Annotated in this window: 14 protein-coding genes; 8 read left to right on the forward strand and 6 right to left on the reverse strand. The window is 60.4% G+C overall.

From position 1 onward, the window contains the following. Positions 1 to 24: 24 nt before the first annotated feature. From trkA to hflX, 4 genes are all read left to right on the forward strand, one after another. A complete protein-coding gene (gene trkA / locus Q0601_RS19440) occupies positions 25 to 1,401 on the forward strand; it encodes a Trk system potassium transporter TrkA (RefSeq protein ID WP_305291573.1) in 1,377 nt (458 codons plus the stop codon). Positions 1,402 to 1,471: 70 nt separating this feature from the next. After that, positions 1,472 to 3,040: a TrkH family potassium uptake protein gene (locus Q0601_RS19445; protein ID WP_305291597.1), complete on the forward strand. Its 1,569-nt coding sequence runs from the start codon at positions 1,472 to 1,474 to the stop codon at positions 3,038 to 3,040. Between the two features lie 109 nt (positions 3,041 to 3,149). Continuing rightward, on the forward strand, positions 3,150 to 3,383 hold the full coding sequence (gene hfq / locus Q0601_RS19450) for an RNA chaperone Hfq (protein WP_106689381.1): 234 nt from the start codon (positions 3,150 to 3,152) through the stop codon (positions 3,381 to 3,383). Beyond that, a complete protein-coding gene (hflX, locus tag Q0601_RS19455) occupies positions 3,384 to 4,721 on the forward strand; it encodes a GTPase HflX (RefSeq protein WP_305291574.1) in 1,338 nt (445 codons plus the stop codon). Positions 4,722 to 4,955: 234 nt separating this feature from the next. Here the strand turns inward: hflX and pyrF are convergent, their stop codons facing one another. Then, a complete protein-coding gene (pyrF, locus tag Q0601_RS19460) occupies positions 4,956 to 5,648 on the reverse strand; it encodes an orotidine-5'-phosphate decarboxylase (protein WP_305291575.1) in 693 nt (230 codons plus the stop codon). Between the two features lie 160 nt (positions 5,649 to 5,808). Between pyrF and clpB the strand changes: the two genes are divergently transcribed. Continuing rightward, positions 5,809 to 8,448: an ATP-dependent chaperone ClpB gene (gene clpB, locus Q0601_RS19465; RefSeq protein ID WP_305291576.1), complete on the forward strand. Its 2,640-nt coding sequence runs from the start codon at positions 5,809 to 5,811 to the stop codon at positions 8,446 to 8,448. Between the two features lie 72 nt (positions 8,449 to 8,520). Here the strand turns inward: clpB and Q0601_RS19470 are convergent, their stop codons facing one another. The 4 genes from Q0601_RS19470 to Q0601_RS19485 form a co-directional block, all read right to left on the reverse strand. Continuing rightward, positions 8,521 to 9,735: a winged helix-turn-helix domain-containing protein gene (locus Q0601_RS19470; protein WP_305291577.1), complete on the reverse strand. Its 1,215-nt coding sequence runs from the start codon at positions 9,733 to 9,735 to the stop codon at positions 8,521 to 8,523. A gap of 83 nt (positions 9,736 to 9,818) precedes the next feature. Further along, entirely contained in the window at positions 9,819 to 10,250 is a 432-nt protein-coding gene (gene aroQ, locus Q0601_RS19475; protein WP_305291578.1) for a type II 3-dehydroquinate dehydratase, read from the reverse strand. A gap of 18 nt (positions 10,251 to 10,268) precedes the next feature. Next, positions 10,269 to 11,474 carry a nucleotide sugar dehydrogenase gene (locus Q0601_RS19480; RefSeq protein ID WP_305291579.1) on the reverse strand — a complete coding sequence of 402 codons (1,206 nt, stop codon included), beginning with the start codon at positions 11,472 to 11,474 and terminating at the stop codon, positions 10,269 to 10,271. After that, on the reverse strand, positions 11,471 to 11,602 hold the full coding sequence (locus tag Q0601_RS19485) for a hypothetical protein (protein WP_305291580.1): 132 nt from the start codon (positions 11,600 to 11,602) through the stop codon (positions 11,471 to 11,473). The genes Q0601_RS19480 and Q0601_RS19485 overlap by 4 nt, the downstream gene beginning before the upstream one ends. Positions 11,603 to 12,033: 431 nt before the next feature. On the opposite strand from Q0601_RS19485, the gene Q0601_RS19490 reads away from it, so the two are divergent. The 3 genes from Q0601_RS19490 to Q0601_RS19500 are packed head-to-tail and all read left to right on the forward strand — an operon-like array spanning position 12,034 to position 15,531. Continuing rightward, the gene (locus Q0601_RS19490; RefSeq protein ID WP_305291581.1) at positions 12,034 to 13,218 is read left to right on the forward strand and encodes a hypothetical protein; all 1,185 of its coding nucleotides are present in this window, start codon (positions 12,034 to 12,036) and stop codon (positions 13,216 to 13,218) included. Beyond that, complete coding sequence (locus Q0601_RS19495; RefSeq protein WP_305291582.1) at positions 13,218 to 15,356, forward strand: sulfatase-like hydrolase/transferase; 2,139 nt, start codon at positions 13,218 to 13,220, stop codon at positions 15,354 to 15,356. The genes Q0601_RS19490 and Q0601_RS19495 overlap by 1 nt, the downstream gene beginning before the upstream one ends. Beyond that, positions 15,349 to 15,531, forward strand: a complete 183-nt coding sequence (locus tag Q0601_RS19500; protein ID WP_305291583.1) for a hypothetical protein — start codon at positions 15,349 to 15,351, stop codon at positions 15,529 to 15,531. Before Q0601_RS19495 ends, Q0601_RS19500 begins: the two co-directional genes overlap by 8 nt. 40 nt (positions 15,532 to 15,571) lie before the next feature. Here Q0601_RS19500 and Q0601_RS19505 read toward each other — a convergent pair whose 3' ends face one another. Then, positions 15,572 to 17,068 (reverse strand): aldehyde dehydrogenase family protein, encoded by a 1,497-nt coding sequence (locus Q0601_RS19505; protein WP_305291584.1) that lies wholly within the window; start codon positions 17,066 to 17,068, stop codon positions 15,572 to 15,574. Positions 17,069 to 17,093 lie beyond the last annotated feature (25 nt).

The raw sequence follows: 17,093 nt of genomic DNA on the forward strand, positions 1-17,093 counted from the left end.
TGCTGCGGCTGGATGAGGGCAGACATGAAGATCATCATCTGCGGCGCGGGCCAGGTTGGCTGGCAGATCGCGCGGCATCTGTCGGGCGAGCGGAACGATGTGACCGTTATCGACAACAAACCCGAACTGATCCGCCGCGCGACCGATTCCCTTGACGTTCAGGGGGTCACCGGCTTTGCAAGCCATCCGGACGTTCTGGACCGGGCAGGCGCCCGCGATGCCGATCTGATCATCGCCGCGACCTATTCGGACGAGGTGAATATGGTCACCTGTCAGATCGCGCATTCGGTCTTTCAGGTGCCGCGCAAGATCGCTCGCCTGCGGTCAAGCGCCTATCTCGACGCGATTTATTCGGATCTCTATCGCACCGATCACCTGCCCATCGACGTGGTGATCAGCCCCGAGCGTGAAGTCGCCAAGGCCGCCTTGCAACGGCTTGACGCACCATCGACCTTTGATGTCGAGACCTTTCTTGGCGGCCGGGTGCATCTTCTGGGCATCGCGCTGGACGATGATTGTCCCGCATTGAATACGCCCTTGCGCGAACTCAATGAGATTTTTTCAAGCCTGCGCGCCATCGTGGCCGGCGTGCGCCGGGATAACAGGCTTTTCGCGCCCGATGCAGGGGATCAGCTTTTCGCGGGGGATCAGATCTATATCTTCTCGCATGCGGATGATGTGGGCAGGACACTGGAAATTTTCGGCAAGCCAGCCCAAAAGCAAGAGCGCGTTGTGATCATCGGCGCCGGGAATGTGGGCCTGTCGGTGGCACGCGCATTGGAGGGGCGGCAACAGCGGATTCGCGCCAAACTGATCGAGCGCGACCGGGAGGTTGCAGAATATGCCGCCGATCAGCTTGAACGCACTATTGTTCTGAACGGCGATGGCCTGTCCGCCGAGCTTCTGGAGGAAGCATCGGTCCCGGTTGCGGATGCCGTTCTTGCGGTGACGGATGATGACAAGACCAATATTCTTGCCGCAATCCGTGCCAAGCAGGCCGGAGCAAGGATGGCGATTACGTTGATCAACGATCCGACGCTGGTGCCGCTGATGGATGTTCTGGATATCGACGCCTATATCAATCCCCGTGCAACCACCGTCTCCACGATCCTGCGCCATATCCGTCATGGTCGGGTCCGCGATATCTATTCGATCGGGGATGCCGAGGCGGAAGTCATGGAAGCGCAGGTCCTTTCCACCTCGCCCATGGCAGGCCGGGGGATCCGCGATATCGAGTTCCCCGAAGGCGTATTGATCGGCGCGGTGCAGAGAGGCGACAGGATCATCAAGCCTTCTTCCGACACAAGGATCGAAGAGGGCGATATCGTCCTGATCTTCGCGCTTACACATGACGTGCCCGAGGTCGAGCGCCTCTTGCAGGTCTCGATCGACTTTTTCTGAGGGCTGCGCGGTGAGGGGTCACAGACGTTTGCCCATCCTGCTGCTGCTGACAGTGATCGCGGCGCTGGCGATGCTGATCCCGGCGGCTTATGCCTCGGCCATCGACGAGGATGCCATCGCCCGGAATTTCTTTTATTCGGCGCTTCTCTGCCTGACATTCGCAGGCATGATCGCATTGGCGACTGCGGCCAATCCCGGAACAAGGCGGTCACGCGACCTGTTGCTGATCTGTGTCGCCGTCATTGGGGCTTTGCCGGTTATCCTGGCCATGCCTTTCGCGGAAAGTCTGCCGGATACCGGCATGTTTAACGCCTGGTGGGAAATGGTCTCGTCGCTGACGACTACCGGTGCGTCGCTTTATTCGGCCGATCTTCTGCCTGCGCCCCTGCATCTGTGGCGGGCCCTGGTCGGCTGGATGGGGGGGCTGTTCATACTGGTCGCTGCGGTGGCAATCCTCGCACCGCTGCGGATCGGTGGGTTCGAAATCATGTCCTCCCCCTACGCGAGAAACGAAAGATTCACGCCACTGCCGGAAAGTGCGAACCCGCGCCAGCCCGTCCCGCATCTGTCCTCGCCAGCGTTCCAGACAGAGTTGACCGATCCCTCTTATCGGCTGATCCGGACAGCACGCGCGGTCTTCCCGGTTTACGCGGGATTGACATTGTTGCTTTGGCTGCTGCTGCTGTTGCTGGGGGACAGTTCATTTATCGCGCTGTGCCGCGCGCTGGGAACCGTTTCCACAAGCGGCATATCTCCTACTCTTGGTCCTGCCGGCGAAAACTCGGGCATGCTTGGGGAAATGGCCGTCTTCCTGTTCCTGCTTCCCGCCCTGTCGCGGCGCTTCTGGCCGGGTGGAGGCGAGTTGAGGGCGACCGAGCGAGCCCGGCACGATCCCGAACTCAGATTCGCGCTGGTGATCGTCCTGCTTGTCGCCACGATCCTGTTCGCCCGTCATTTCTTCGCCGCGATCGACTCGAGCGGAGCAGGTGACGGCACGCAGCGGGCATTGACGGATTTGCGACAGGGGATGTCGGCGCTGTGGGGCGGGCTTTTCAGCGCGCTCAGTTATCTCACGACCACGGGGTGGCACTCGGTTGAATGGCAGAACGCCCGCGCATGGTCTGGCTTGTCGAGTCCGGGGCTGATTCTTGCCGGGCTCGCGATCACGGGAGGCGGAGTCGCAACCACCGCCGGAGGCGTCAAGCTTCTGAGGATCTATGCCCTCGCGCGGCACGGCGAGCGCGAGATGGAGCGAATCATCCATCCGAACTCGGTCGCCGGAGGAGGACGGATGGCCCGGAGGTTGCGGCGGGAAGGCGCCTATCTGGCCTTTATCTTCTTCATGCTGTTCGCCGCGTCGATCGGGGTCACGATCCTTCTGGTTTCGCTTCAGCAAATCGAATTCGAGACGGCGACGATCCTGTCAATCGCGGCACTCACCAATACCGGTCCGCTGGCATCGGCCATTCCGCTTACGCCTGCTTTCGAAGGCACGGCAGGGATTGCCTCTGCCCCGTGGGAGGGATGGTCCGGACTGTCGGTCATGACCAAAACCGTTCTGGCCGGGGCGATGATTGTCGGGCGGCTGGAAATTCTGGCGATCCTCGCTCTGTTTACGCCTGAACTCTGGCGGAGGTGACGAATAGGAAACCTTGCTTCGGATGCGGATGCAGTTTGCTTGCAAGCCTTGCGGCACTCGCATAAATGTTAATTAATGCTCGAACCCAAGAAACGTACTGGAAATTCAAATGGCCAACGATAAGCAAAACCTGCAGGACGCCTTTCTCAATCACGTCCGCAAGGCCAAGGTGCCGGTTACGGTATTTCTGATCAATGGTGTCAAATTGCAGGGCGTCATTACCTGGTTCGACAATTTCTGCGTTCTCCTGCGCCGTGACGGGCAATCCCAGCTTGTCTACAAGCACGCGATCAGCACGATCATGCCGGGCCAGCCGATCTCGCTTTACGAAGGCGAGGATTGATTGGCCGAACCCGCCCCGACCGAGGCAAAACCGACCCGCGCCTATGTGATTCATCCCGATCTGGGCTATGCCCGGACCCAGAGGCGCGAGCCCGAGCATGCCCTGGCTGAGGCTGTGGCGCTTGCTCATGCCTTGCCGGGCATCGAGATGGTCGGCGAAGAAGTGGCGCGCCTGCGCGAACCCAATCCGGGCAGTCTTTTCGGAAAGGGCAAGCTGGCCGAGATCGGTGAACGGCTCGCGGCGGCAGAGGTGGAACTTGTGCTGATCGACGGGCCGGTAACACCGGTTCAGCAGCGCAATCTCGAAGATCGCTGGAAGGTCAAACTGCTCGACCGCACCGGCCTGATTCTGGAAATCTTCGCCGACAGGGCGCGCACACGTGAGGGCGTGTTGCAGGTTGAACTCGCGGCGCTGTCCTATCAACGCACGCGGCTGGTGCGGGCCTGGACTCACCTTGAACGGCAGCGTGGCGGCCTTGGCTTCGTGGGCGGTCCGGGTGAGACGCAGATCGAAGCCGACCGCCGCGCCATCGACGAGCAGATGACCCGCCTGCGCCGGCAGCTTGAGCGGGTGGTCAAGACCCGCAGCCTGCATCGCGCCGCCCGCGCCCGCGTCCCTTATCCCATCGTGGCGCTTGTGGGTTATACCAATGCGGGAAAATCCACGCTGTTCAACCGGCTGACCGGGGCCGAGGTCATGGCCAAGGACATGCTGTTCGCCACGCTCGACCCTACCATGCGGGCGATCCGCCTGCCGGATGCAGGCGGCGGCAGTTCGGGGCGCAAGATTATCCTGTCGGATACGGTCGGCTTTATCTCCGACCTGCCGACCGAACTGGTCGCGGCCTTCCGCGCCACGTTGGAAGAGGTGCTGGAGGCTGACCTGATCCTGCATGTCCGCGATATCAGCCATCCCGAAACCGAGGAGCAGGCGGCCGATGTCGCCGAAATTCTTGGAAATCTTGGTGTGGCCGAGGATGTCGAACTGATCGAGGTCTGGAACAAGATCGATTCCCTGTCCGGGGAAACCCGCGCGGCGTTACGCCGCACCGATGCGCGGACCGAAGGCGTGCAGGCGGTCAGTGCGCTTTCGGGTGAAGGATTGCAGGATCTGACCGCCGCCATCGAGGCGCATCTGACGCGCGCGCTCGACGAGGCCCGGACAAGCGAAACGGTGCTGCTGCCCTTCAGCGATGGCCGTCGCCGCGCATGGCTGCATGAAGCAGGCGTGGTCGAACTGGAAGAAACCACCGAGGATGGGCTGCGCCTGCATCTGAGCTGGACCGGGCGTCAGAAAACGGCCTTTGCCTCACTGGGCGCGAAACCGGAAGATAGCTGAGCGCGCCCTGCGTGGTGTTCCGCCGCCCCGGTATATCGCCGAAGCGCGTTGAACTGATCATATTATAGCGGAGATTGCGTTCCGCGCCGTGGCGGGGGATTTTACATCCCCCGCACCCCCTGCAAGGTATTTGTGCAAAGAAGAAGCGCAAGGGAGGGAGGTGTTTTTGGGGGGGCTGGCAATATAAGGGGCAGGCTGCACAGGGGGCAGGGCGAGGCTGGCCATCTGTGGAGATTATCCCGGGATAGTCGCCAGTTCGGTCAGGATATTCTGCGCGGCCTTTCGGGGATCCTCCGCTTTCCATACCGGGCGGCCGACAACGATGTGATCGGCCCCGGCGCGAATGGCACTGGCCGGGGTTTCAACCCGTTTCTGATCGCCCAGATCGGCGCCTGCGGGCCGTACCCCCGGCGTTACGATCAGCCCCGAGCCCGACAAGGCACGGATCGCAGCCGCCTCTTGGGGCGAGCAGATGATACCATCGGCACCGGCTTCAAAGGCGCGGGCTGCGCGCTCCACGGTGATCTCGTGCAGATCGCCCTCGCGTATCATTCCGGCGTCCAGATCGGGGCGTTCCAGCGAGGTTAGGATGGTGACGCCAAGGATCTTCAGATTGCTGCCCGCAGCACCCTCTTTCGCGGCGCGAACCACATGCGGATCGCCGTGAACGGTCAGGAAGTCCAGATCGAACTGTGCCAATCCACGCACGGCTGCCTCGACCGTGGCGCCGATATCGAACAGTTTCATATCAAGAAAGATGCGCTTGCCATGATCCTGTTTCAGCTCATTCGCCAAGGCCAGCCCGCCGCCGGTCAGCATCCCCAGCCCGATCTTGTAGAACCCCACGGCATCGCCCAGCTTTTTCGCCAGTTCCAGCCCCTCCAATGCGTTCGGCACATCAAGCGCCACGATCAGCCTGTCATCCATCTTCGCCCCCGTTTCATCGTAAAATCGCGCTCTTATTGCACAGGCGTTTGTGGCTTGAAAGCGGCCTGATCCTCCCCATCTTCTATCCGAAGACCCGAACCGCGGCGTGCCTTTACAGGGCGTCTGTCAACTCGGGGGCTAACAAAAGGAGAATATGCCGATGAACATGGAAAAGTTCACGGAACGGTCGCGCGGGTTCCTGCAAGCCGCGCAAACCATTGCGATCCGCGAAGGGAATCAGCGGGTCGTTCCCGAACATCTGCTGAAAGCTTTGATGGATGACGATCAGGGGCTTGCCTCGAACCTGATCAATCGCGCGGGTGGCGACGCCCGGCGTGTCGCCGAGGCTGTGGATCAGGCGGTTGCAAAGCTTCCCAAGGTCAGCGGCGGCGAAGGACAGGTCTATGTCGATCCTTCGATGGTCCGCGTGCTGGATGAGGCTGAGAAACTGGCCAAGAAGGCGGGCGACAGTTTCGTCCCCGCCGAGCGCGTGTTGATGGCTTTGGCCATGGTGAATACGAATGCCAGAGATGCGCTTGAGGCCGGAGCGGTAACGCCGCAGAAGCTGAACTCTGCGATCAACGATCTGCGCAAGGGACGCACGGCGGATTCGGCGAGTGCCGAGGACAGCTATGAAGCCCTGAAGAAATATGCCCGCGACCTGACCGAGGCCGCAGAGCAGGGCAAGATCGATCCGATCATCGGCCGTGACGAGGAAATCCGCCGCGCCATGCAGGTTCTCAGCCGCCGCACAAAGAATAACCCGGTGCTGATCGGCGAGCCGGGCGTGGGCAAGACCGCCATCGCCGAGGGGCTTGCCTTGCGCATCATCGACGGCGACGTGCCTGAATCCCTGCGCGACAAGCGGTTGATGGCCCTGGATATGGGCGCGTTGATCGCTGGCAGCAAATATCGCGGCGAATTCGAGGAACGGCTGAAGGCGATCCTGAAGGAAATCGAGGCCGCCGCCGGTGAAATCGTCCTGTTCATCGACGAATTGCACACGCTTGTCGGTGCGGGCAAGACGGATGGAGCGATGGATGCCGCCAACCTGATCAAGCCGGCGCTTGCGCGGGGTGAGTTGCATTGCATCGGCGCCACCACGTTGGACGAGTATCGCAAATATATCGAGAAGGACGCGGCTCTTGCCCGGCGCTTCCAGCCCGTGATGATCGTAGAGCCGACGGTTGCCGATACGATCAGCATCCTGCGCGGAATCAAGGAGAAATACGAGCTGCACCACGGTGTCCGCATCAGTGATGCCGCGCTGGTTGCGGCTGCGCAATTGTCGAACCGTTACATCACCGACCGTTTCCTGCCCGACAAGGCCATTGACCTTGTGGATGAGGCCGCCAGCCGTCTGCGGATGGAGGTGGACAGCAAACCCGAGGAACTTGATGCGCTGGATCGTCAGATCCTGCAATTGCAGATCGAAGCCGAAGCGTTGAAGAAAGAGGATGACGCGGCCAGCAAGGACCGGTTGGAGACGCTTGAAAGGGAACTCTCCGACTTGCAGGAGCGCAGCGCCGGGATGACCGCCCGCTGGCAGGCCGAGCGTGACCGGTTGGAAGGGTCGCGCAGCCTGAAAGAGCAGTTGGACCGGGCGCGGGCCGAACTGGAACAGGCCAAGCGTGAGGGCAATCTCGCCCGCGCGGGCGAATTGTCCTATGGCATCATTCCTGATCTCGAAAAGCAATTGGCGCAGGCTGAGGAATCCGAGGAAAGCGGGCCGATGGTCGAAGAGGCCGTGCGTCCCGAACAGATCGCCGAAGTGGTCGAGCGCTGGACTGGCATTCCGACGTCCAAAATGCTTGAAGGTGAGCGGGACAAACTACTGAAAATGGAAGAAGAACTGGCAGATCGGGTGATTGGCCAATCCGAGGCCGTTACAGCGGTTTCCAATGCTGTGCGCCGTGCGCGTGCGGGGCTGAACGACGAAAACCGCCCGCTTGGATCCTTCCTGTTCCTTGGCCCTACCGGCGTCGGCAAGACCGAACTGACCAAGGCGCTGGCCGATTATCTGTTCGATGACGATCAGGCCATGGTCCGTATCGATATGTCGGAGTTCATGGAGAAACATTCGGTCGCCCGCCTGATCGGTGCGCCTCCGGGTTATGTCGGCTATGACGAAGGCGGTGTGCTGACCGAGGCGGTTCGGCGCAGGCCCTATCAGGTGATCCTGTTCGATGAGGTCGAAAAGGCGCATCCCGATGTGTTCAACGTGCTGTTGCAGGTTCTTGACGACGGCAAACTGACCGACGGGCAGGGCCGGGTCGTGGATTTCAAGCAGACGCTGATCATCCTGACCTCGAATCTTGGATCGGGAGTATTGTCGGCCTTGCCCGAGGAGGCGGATTCCACCGACGCCCGCCATCAGGTGATGGAAGCGGTGCGGGCGCATTTCCGCCCCGAATTCCTGAACCGGCTGGACGAGATCATCATCTTCCGCCGCCTGACGCGCGAGAACATGGATGGTATCGTCAGCATTCAGCTTGAACGGCTGGAGGCGCGTCTGGCGGGCCGCAAGATCACGCTGGAACTGGACGAAGGTGCCCGCAAATGGCTGGCCGATCAGGGCTATGACCCGGTGTTCGGAGCCCGGCCGCTCAAACGTGTGATCCAGCGTGCCTTGCAGGATCCACTTGCCGAACTGCTATTGTCCGGCGAGGTTCTGGACGGGCAGACCATTCAGGTCAGTGCAAGCGATGATGGGCTGCTGGTCGGCAACCGTGTCGGGCATGCCGGGCATCGGCTTGGCGCGGTCGGTGAAGGGCCAAAATCCGAAGCGACACTGCACTGAATGAAAACCGGGGAGGGCGTCCTGTCCTCCCCGGACTTCATCCGGGAATTCCTGGATATCCTTTGCGGCTGGTTATGCTGCTACGGTATCGCGCTGCCAGCCATCGGCGAATTCGACCGCCGCGCAGCCCGAGAACCGGGCAAGCCGTTCCAGTTCCGCCTCCAGTCGCGCGATGCGTGCCTTGCCCATTGCGATTCCCGCTTCGGGCCAAAAGGCGCGCACGGACAGGCAATTCCTTTCGCGCAGGGCTTTCGCATCGATACGCCCGATCAGGCGCGCTCCTTCCATGACCGGAAAGACATAATAGCCATATGTCCGTTTGGGCTCGGGAACAAAGATTTCGATGCGATAACGAAAGCCGAACAACCGCTCGGCCCGTCTGCGATCGCGCAGCGCCGGATCGAAAGGCGACAGGATACGGATGCGCGTTGACGGAGGTTCGGGGGATCGCGCGGCGGCTTCCATGATGTCCGGACGGGCATAGCTGCGCCAAAGGCGACCATCGGCGCCCATGAAACGCCCTTCAATCAGACGTCCGGCGGCGATTTCGGACAGGCACCAGTCGCGGACTTCGGCCGGGGAAAACACATCCCAGAAGGCCGCAATCTCGCCATGGGTAGCAAAGCCCAATCGGTCGATGGCCGCGCTGCAGGCCCATTCCAGCGTCACGCCGTTTTCCACGGCTGCGCGATGCGGTTCGGGTATGACCTTCTCTGTCAGGTCGTAGAATTTGCGGAAGCCTTCGCGCTTCGCGATGGCAAGCCTGCCGCTGCGCCACAGATATTCCAGCGCAGCCTTGGCAGGGTGCCATTCCCACCAGCCGCCGCCATTGCCCGACTTGCCGCCCCCTGCTTCGCCCGCCGAGAGAGGGCCATATCGGGCGATACGATCCAGCACCTCATCGCATTCACCCATGAAGGCATCGCCCTGCCACTTCGGCCAGCGTTCTTCCATGCGCTTGCGGCTGCGGTGAAATTTCTGGTGCCAATAGGGGAAGAACCGGGTCGGGATCACGGCGGCATCATGTGTCCAGTTTTCGAAGATGCTGCGGTCGCGTTCCAGCAGGCGGGCCAGGGTCGCCGGGCGATAACGCTGCCTGCGTGACCACAGGATCATGTGATGGGCGCGCGCAACGGTCTGAACGCTGTCCACTTGTACGAAACCAAGCCGCTCGATCAGTGCCTGCATTTCGCCGGTGCCAGCGGATCCTGTCGGAGGCTCAATCAAGGCGTGACGGTCAAGGAAAAGATGGCGGGCGAGCCGGTTGTCAAGGTGAAATGCGGTCATCAAAGGCTCCCATATAACGGCCTTGCGCGGAAGCCTTGATGCAGCCGCATATCGTCGATCCGCGCTGTTACGTCGCCCCGCACTCAGTCCCCGATCAGCATCACCGCGCGCCGCACCGCTGCGGCGTAACCCTCGATCCCCAGACCCGCAATCACCCCGTCGGCGCGCAGCGAGACATAAGAATGATGGCGGAATGCCTCGCGCTTGTGCACCTGGCTGATATGAATCTCGAACACAGGGCCATCAAAGGCGTTCAGCGCATCCAGTACGGCAACCGAGGTATGCGTCAATGCGCCCGGATTGATGACGATTGCCGCCGCCTGTTCGCGCGCTTCGTGAATCCAGTCGATGATCTGGCCTTCCCAGTTCGATTGCAGGCAGCGGATCTCATGGCCACCGGCCACGTCGCGGCACAACAGTTCCACATCCTCAAGCGTATCGCGCCCGTAGATTTCGGGCTGACGCTTGCCCAGCAGATTCAGGTTCGGCCCGTTCAGAACATAGATCACAGCCATTCTTTCCCTCCGTTCTCTTTAGTCTGACCCGAAAAGATCGCGCGTAAAGACCTTTTCCGCCACATCTGCCAGCACATCCGTCCGGCGATTGGCAAGGATCAGGTCGGCCTCCGCCTTGAACGCGTCCAGATCGCGGATAACCCGGCTGTTGAAAAACAAATCCTCCTTCAGCACCGGTTCATATACGATGACTTCGATCCCCTTGGCCTTGATCCGCTTCATGATCCCCTGAATGGAGCTGTCACGGAAATTATCCGAGCCAGCTTTCATCACCAGCCGGTAGACGCCGACCACGCGTGGCCTCAGCGCGACGATCCTTTCGGCGATGAAATCCTTTCGTGTCGTGTTCGATTGCACGATAGCCGAGATCAGGTTTTGGGGCACATCCTCGTAATTGGCCAGAAGCTGTTTGGTGTCCTTGGGCAGGCAATATCCGCCATAACCAAAGCTGGGATTGTTGTAATGGCTGCCGATACGGGGATCGAGGCTCACGCCCTCGACAATCTCGCGCGTGCTCAGGCCAAAGCGTAAGGCGTAGCTATCCAACTCGTTGAAATAGGCGACGCGCAGGGCGAGATAGGTGTTCGAGAAAAGCTTGATCGCCTCGGCCTCGGTGGGGCCGGTGAACAGCACGGGCATGTCCTTGCTGATCGCGCCCTCGACCATCAGTTCGGCAAAGCGTCGCGCCGGATCTCCATGATCCCCGACCACGATTCGCGAAGGATGAAGATTGTCGTAAAGCGCCCGGCCTTCGCGCAGGAATTCAGGCACGAAGATGAGATTGTCGAAACCGGTTTCTTCCCGCATCCGGGCCGTGAAACCCACCGGCACGGTCGATTTGATGATGATGGTGGCATCGGGCGCAAGCCTGCGCGCATCGGCTATGACCGCCTCGACAGTCGAGGTGTCGAAACGGTTGGTTCGGGGGTCATAATTGGTTGGCGTCGCGACCACCACGAATTCGGCGCCTTCCATAGCCTGCATGGCATCGGTCGTGGCGGTCAGGCTTAACGGTCTGTCGGCCATGAACTCCGAGAGTTCCGGATCTTCGATGGGCGATTGGCGATTATTGACCATATCCACCCGTGCGGGGTCGATATCAAAGGCGCGCACATCGTGCTGTTGTGCCAGCAGCACCGCATTGGAGAGGCCGACATAACCAAGCCCGGCTACGGCGATGGCGGTAGGCATGGGTTCTGGCGAGGTGGTTTTTTCGCTGCTCATCTCTCTGTCGCCTCCTGAATGGTCGCGTTATCGCTGCTGTCGCAGTTCCAACGCAGCCGAAGCGATTTGGTGACCGCGTTCCGCGCCTGCAATCTGTCGCGTCGCGCGACGCCAATCGGTTTTGTCATGATTGCCCGTATTGAAACAGCAGAGACCCGGCGGTTTTCGAGAGTGGACAGGCCCGTTGCTCATCGCGTTGGAATGTCGTGTAGCGACCTTTAAAATCCATTATGATCGGTTGCTTATATTCATTATCGCAGGATTTTCCGGTCGTGTTTCAGGCTGAAACTTTATCAGGGCGCCAATCTCGTTGACAAGTGCCAACACGCGTGGAGGTTGGGGAACCATTCAACCTCAAGACGAAGTCGAGGCATGGGTGACGAAGGCTTGAATGGGCTGCTTTTCGCCTCTAATGATTGTGCATGAGCGATTTTTCGCTTCAAGCCTCTCCGGGCTGCTACGAATAAGGCGCAAGAATATTAAGGTGTATTTTCTGATGCCGGATTTCCCCTCTGATTTGCCTGTGTTTGTTGACCCTGACAATCAGGGCAATGCGTGGATGGCGATGAGAAGCGCGGATGGTACGATCCGGTATATGTCGGATCAGTGGGAGGGCCGCGTTTTCGGGTTCGAGAAGAGGAATGGCGTCACGCTTGCGCAATCACCTGATCCCGCGATTGCGATTGTCGCATTCGGGGGCGGCAGTATCGGCGTTTCACGCCCGCTGAAAGAGGATTACCGCTATCATATCGTCGATGAGAATCTGAAGCGTCCCGGGGATGGTCGTGCGGCAACGGCGCAGGCGGCGGCGTTTCTGGCGCAGGCGGACAAGCACCATCTGGCGCTTTATACAGTTGTTCCGGTCACCGTTCCGGTTTCGTCGACGATAGAGCAGGATGCCTTGCCGGGAGCGGCGGGGCGGAAAAGGATCGTCGAGAAACTGGCCAGGGCGAAACAGGCTCTGACCACCTGGGATAAGGCGCTTTTTGCCGACAGGATCAATCTGTCGCTGCTTGAAGGCGCGCCCCGGACCAGCGAGCAGGCCGCCGATTTCCATTATGCCGCGGTGGCGCGGGAATTGCGCGAAGAGGTCGCGAAGGCGACCGGGCAGACGCCTTATCCGATCGTGATCGTCAGCCAGTCCGCCGGCACGTTGAATGATGGCACAAGCGAGGTGATTCTTGCCGAGGGAAGGCTGGACTGGCATCACTGGGGGCTTGGTTTCGTGGTGGCGACCCCTCGCTATCCGTTCCGGCACGGCGTGAACATGCCGGCGACGCTGACGCCGGGCTCGGCCCTCATGGTCAGTGAACTCGAATCGCTTGCGGCCTCGGAACGTCTGGCCGGCCGTGACTGGTTTTGTCCATCGCTCGAGCAGGCCGAGATCGATGGGGATATTCTGCGCGCCCGTTTTACGACGATGTCGGATCTGATCATCCGCAATCCGAAAAGCCACGGTTTTGCCGTGGACGGCATTGAAAACGGCGCGAGGATGACAGCGGCCGAGGCGCGGAAGAATCACGTTCTCCTCCGTTTCGACAAGGCTCCGCAGGGGGATCTTACGCTCCGCTATGCCTGGGGCGAGACCCGGACGAAGATCGACGGTTTTCCCGCAAATCGCGGCTCGGTCACCGATTCATGGAGCGCGGAGAGCCTGCTTCTGCCGGATACGACACTTTACAGATATGCGCGCTCGGGCCGGGTTGCCGTCCGGCAGGAGCGTTGGCGGGCAGGGGAGACGTGATGCCCCACAATATCCTGATGATCGCGGCGGACAATCTGTGCCATGTCGGGCGGATGCTGTCCGTTCTCATCAAGGATTTCCACCTTCCGAACCTGCGGCGGCTGGCAGAAAGCGGCACCGATTTCGACCGCGCTTATTGCGTGGTCCCGCTTTGCGAACCCGCACGCGCTGCGGTGATGTCCGGCCTGTCGCCTGCCGAAACGCAATCCTTCGATCTGACGATCGGGTGGCGGCAGATCATCCGCCCGGAGAATCTCTGGACCTATCGGTTGCGGCGTTCGGGCTATTACATGGGAACCATCGGCAAGGTGTTCCATGGATACAAGCCGCAACCCGGCTTCGTTTACGAGGCACTTTACGATACGCCGCCATTCCGGATCGGGCGGTGGCAGCCAAGCGGCATGGCGACCGAGCATGGCGGACAGTATGGGCGGGGCTGGGATAATGACACCGACTGGTATGATTATGCCGTCGCATCGCAGACCATAGATCATATCCGGAATTTTGATCAGGATCGCCCCTGGTATTGGGAGACGGGGTTCTTTCGCCCGCATGTGCCGTTCTGGGCGCCGAATCGATGTTTCAATGCGATCGATCTGGATCGGGTAATCTTGCCACAGGACTGGCATGGGGGCTTCGAAAAGACCCTTTTCGCCAACAGCTTCGTCACGGCAGACCAGTTTTCGTCCGAGGACCCCGCGAATTGGTCCGAGGAAGAGGTTCTGCATACCCGCAAGACGATCCGGAACTATGCCGCCGGCGCCCTGTTCATGGATGAGCAGCTTGGGCGGATTCTGGATGCGCTGGAGGATTCGCGATTTCGGGACAATACCGTTGTCGCTTTCTATTCGGATCATGGCTATCACCTTGGCGACCATAACGCCTGGCATAAATTCACGCTTTATGAACAGGCGGCATGTGCGCCATTCATCATCAGGGTGCCGAACCAGACGCCGCGGGTTGTCGCCGCGCCCGTCAGCCATATCGATCTGGGCGCGACGCTTCTGGATGTCGCGGGGATCCCGAAACCTGTCGGCCATCGGGGCGAAAGCCTGATGCCCTGGATCAGAGGGGAAACCCCGGAAAAACGCGCGATCCCGACCTTCTGGTACGGTTCCGTCTCTTGCGCCATCGGCATGAAACGGGTGACTCTCTATCAGGACGGCTCCGGCGAGATGTTCGATATCGCCGGGGATCCCTGGGCAAAGAAGAATATCGCCGAAGAAAGCCCGGATTTCCCGGCATTGCGTGACCGGGTTCTGAAAACCTGTGCGGAATGGCAGTTTCTTCTTGTCGATGATCGCGGCGAAACGGATGGGCAGGGGCAATTCACCTCTTTCATGGGCAGTTCCCCGACCGTGCCGCGGATCAGCACGTCATTCGCCACGTTGGGCGATGTGGTGCCCGCCAAGGGGCGTTCACCGGGCTATCAGCGAATGTATGGCGCGCCCGAGGAAAGGGGCGGCACGGTGAAGCTTCCCGCGCATGTGAATGATTTCCACACCATGGGGCGAATGTCGGCGACGATGACGCTGATCGGCAATGATCTTGGAAACACCATCCGGATCGAAGAGGCACATCATCATCATTTCGTGGCCGAACTGGGCGATGGCGATAACCGGATCATGCCGCCCGGGAATATCCGAGTGACGGCCCGTGGCGGTACCGGGAATGACACGCTGCGCGCGGGCATGCGCCGAGGCAACAAGTTGTTTGGCGGTGCGGGCGATGATCTTCTGATCGGCGGCGCCGGTTCGTCCTATCTGGATGGCGGCGCCGGGAACGATCTGCTTCAAGGCGGTGCGGGTAACGATACCCTGATTTCGGGACCGGGCGACGATACGTTGCAGGGCAATGCCGGGGACAATCTGCTGATCCTCGATGCCGGCAAAACCCTGGCAAGCGGGGGGCCCGGACGCAACACCTTCAAAGTGTACAGAACCGGAGAGCGCAATGTGATCACCGATTTCAAGGCGGGCGATATTCTCGATCTCTCCGACTGGGCCGGGATACAGCCGGTGATATTGGAACAGGTGGCCGACCGCGTCCGCATCACTGCCGCCTGCGAAAAACTGATCTGCGACAAGACAACGCTTGAGGTGATCAGACGCGGGTTGCGAGGTGTGGACCATGCATGAACTCCCCTATCCACGGACCGGAGAGGCCAGCGCTCTGGGCTGCGACTGCTCGTTCCGCGACGGCGAGGATCAGGATAACTTCCTTTATCCCGAATGGCTGACCGCCGATTGCCCAATCCACAACCCCGTCGCCGTCGAAAAATGGCGCAGCAGAAGGAAGCCGGGCGGAGAATAGCGAGAACTGCGCGGGGCATCCGAACGTGTTTGCTGCAAAATCAGTCGGTCTGAATCCAGATGGCCTTGGTTTCCAGGTATTCGTCCAGATGTTCGCGCCCACCCTCGCGGCCATATCCTGACATTTTCATCCCTCCGAAAGGTACGGCGGGATCAATGGCGTGATACATGTTGACCCAGACCGAGCCTGCCTTGAGGCGCGATGTCAGTTTATGCGCCATGCCCAAATCCAGGGTGAATACGCCCGCTGCCAGCCCGTATGGCGTATTATTTGCCCTTTGGACGGCCTCTTCGATCGTATCGAAGGGCATTGCTGAAATGACCGGCCCAAAGATTTCCTCGCGGGCTATGGTCATGTCGTCTCTGACGCCGCCGAACACGGTGGGTGCGATGAAATTGCCGCTATCCAGGCCGTTATCGGTCAGGCGCGTCCCGCCGGTGATCAGCGTCGCGCCTTCATCATGGGCCGAGGCGATGAATTTCTCTACCTTTCCGGCCTGCCGTGCATTAATCAACGGTCCCAGCGCGGTTTCGGGGTCGATGCCATCGCCGATCCGCAGATTCTTTGCATATTCGGCAAGGCGTTCGACAAACTCCTCATGAATCCCGCGGGCCACGAAAAGGCGAGACCCGGCAATGCAGATTTGCCCCGAATGAGCATAAACCGCCATGGCCGCAACGGGAACAGCCCGGTCCAGATCGGCATCCGCGCAGATGATAACGGGTGATTTCCCACCCAGTTCAAGCGAAACGCGCTTGAGATTGCCGACAGATGCCCGGGCGATAGCCTGGCCGGTCGCAGTCGAGCCGGTGAACACGATCTTGTCGACGCCCGGATGTTCGGATAACCGCGCGCCCGCCTCGGCGCCGGTGCCAGTGACAATATTGACGACGCCGTCGGGCAATCCCGCCTCTTGCATCAGCTTGCCGATCATCAGCGGGGTCAGCGAGGCTTCTTCGGATGGTTTCAGAACGATTGTGCAGCCGGTCGCGATCGCCGGCGCGATTTTCCAGATCGACGAGGCGGTGGGCGCGTTCCACGGAATGATCGCACCCACCACCCCGATCGGTTCCTTGCGTGTGAAGGACACGACCTCGCCGGGGATCGAATTCTCGATCATCTCGCCATGCAATGCAGTTGCCATGCCCGCGTAGAACCGCAGCATGCCGACGACACGGCGCTTGTTCGCAAGGGTGCGGCTGATCGGCAGGCCCATATCCAGCGTGTCAGAGACGCAAAGCGTTTCCCAGTTCTGCTCGACCAGATCCGCGATTCGCAGCAGCAGGGCCTGACGTTCATAGGGCTTGAACCCGCTCCACGGACCTTCAAGTGCCTTGCGTGCGGCACCGACGGCTGCATCCACATCCTTGGCCTGTCCGCGCGGCAGTTGCGCCAGCAATTTGCCATTTGCGGGATTGATCGCATCCATCACCTGTCCCGATGACGCGGGTACCCAGTTTCCCCCGATGAGCATGGGCTGAAAGGCGCCCTTGTACATCGCATCGGCCTTGGCGCGAGGATCGAATGAAATCGTCATGTCTTTCCTTCAGATGTTCGGGTTC

The sequence above is a fragment of the Paracoccus wurundjeri genome, from assembly GCF_030678915.1.
Taxonomy (GTDB): Bacteria; Pseudomonadota; Alphaproteobacteria; order Rhodobacterales; family Rhodobacteraceae; genus Paracoccus; species Paracoccus onubensis_A.

What these genes read in the sequence shown, in the direction of transcription:
- Q0601_RS19485 (WP_305291580.1), bottom strand. Translation starts at nt 11,602, where the DNA reads ATGACAAAACCGATTGGCGTCGCGCGACGCGACAGATTGCAGGCGCGG.
- Q0601_RS19495 (WP_305291582.1), top strand. Translation starts at nt 13,218, where the DNA reads ATGCCCCACAATATCCTGATGATCGCGGCGGACAATCTGTGCCATGTC.
- trkA (WP_305291573.1), top strand. Translation starts at nt 25, where the DNA reads ATGAAGATCATCATCTGCGGCGCGGGCCAGGTTGGCTGGCAGATCGCG.
- pyrF (WP_305291575.1), bottom strand. Translation starts at nt 5,648, where the DNA reads ATGGATGACAGGCTGATCGTGGCGCTTGATGTGCCGAACGCATTGGAG.
- hfq (WP_106689381.1), top strand. Translation starts at nt 3,150, where the DNA reads ATGGCCAACGATAAGCAAAACCTGCAGGACGCCTTTCTCAATCACGTC.
- Q0601_RS19505 (WP_305291584.1), bottom strand. Translation starts at nt 17,068, where the DNA reads ATGACGATTTCATTCGATCCTCGCGCCAAGGCCGATGCGATGTACAAG.
- Q0601_RS19445 (WP_305291597.1), top strand. Translation starts at nt 1,472, where the DNA reads ATGCTGATCCCGGCGGCTTATGCCTCGGCCATCGACGAGGATGCCATC.
- Q0601_RS19470 (WP_305291577.1), bottom strand. Translation starts at nt 9,735, where the DNA reads ATGACCGCATTTCACCTTGACAACCGGCTCGCCCGCCATCTTTTCCTT.
- Q0601_RS19500 (WP_305291583.1), top strand. Translation starts at nt 15,349, where the DNA reads ATGCATGAACTCCCCTATCCACGGACCGGAGAGGCCAGCGCTCTGGGC.
- Q0601_RS19480 (WP_305291579.1), bottom strand. Translation starts at nt 11,474, where the DNA reads ATGAGCAGCGAAAAAACCACCTCGCCAGAACCCATGCCTACCGCCATC.
- Q0601_RS19490 (WP_305291581.1), top strand. Translation starts at nt 12,034, where the DNA reads ATGGCGATGAGAAGCGCGGATGGTACGATCCGGTATATGTCGGATCAG.
- aroQ (WP_305291578.1), bottom strand. Translation starts at nt 10,250, where the DNA reads ATGGCTGTGATCTATGTTCTGAACGGGCCGAACCTGAATCTGCTGGGC.
- clpB (WP_305291576.1), top strand. Translation starts at nt 5,809, where the DNA reads ATGAACATGGAAAAGTTCACGGAACGGTCGCGCGGGTTCCTGCAAGCC.